Raw genomic sequence first — 477 nt, 5'->3', positions numbered from 1 at the left:
CTACGGCACCGACGCGATCCCGCAGGAAGCCACCCAGGCCAAGGGCTACGACAAGGCGCGCGGCGACAAGGTGATCGCCAAGGCCAAGGCATTCCTCGACGGGGCAGCGCCGCTCGCCACCGGCAGCCACAGCGACGTCACCGGCTATAGCGTGATCGCCGGACAGTTCTCCGCCAAGCTGAAGGATGGCAACGCCACCGGCCTGAAGAAGCCGGCCCAGTTCGCCGGCTACAATGGCGACGCCGCCTCGCCGACCGCCGTGCTGCTGGTCAACAACGGCCTGCATGTCGAGATCAAAATCGACCGCTCGAACAACATCGGCAAGGACGATCCGGCCGGCGTGGCCGATCTGATCATCGAGTCCGCAGTCTCGACCATCCTCGACATGGAAGACTCGGTCGCGGCCGTCGACGCCGACGACAAGGTGCTGATCTATCGACACACCCTCGGCCTGATGGACGGCACGCTGTCGGAAAG

General features: G+C 65.4%; 1 pseudogene. It reads left to right on the top strand.

What is annotated here, in order from left to right:
* A pseudogene (locus tag DY467_RS25525) lies at positions 1-477 on the top strand (malate synthase G); the annotation flags it as partial.

It is taken from the genome of Rhodopseudomonas sp. BR0G17, from assembly GCF_010907025.1.
Lineage (GTDB): Bacteria > Pseudomonadota > Alphaproteobacteria > Rhizobiales > Xanthobacteraceae > Rhodopseudomonas > Rhodopseudomonas palustris_H.
Note: the sequence above shows the minus strand (reverse complement) of the source record. Positions and strands in the feature narration are given on the sequence as shown.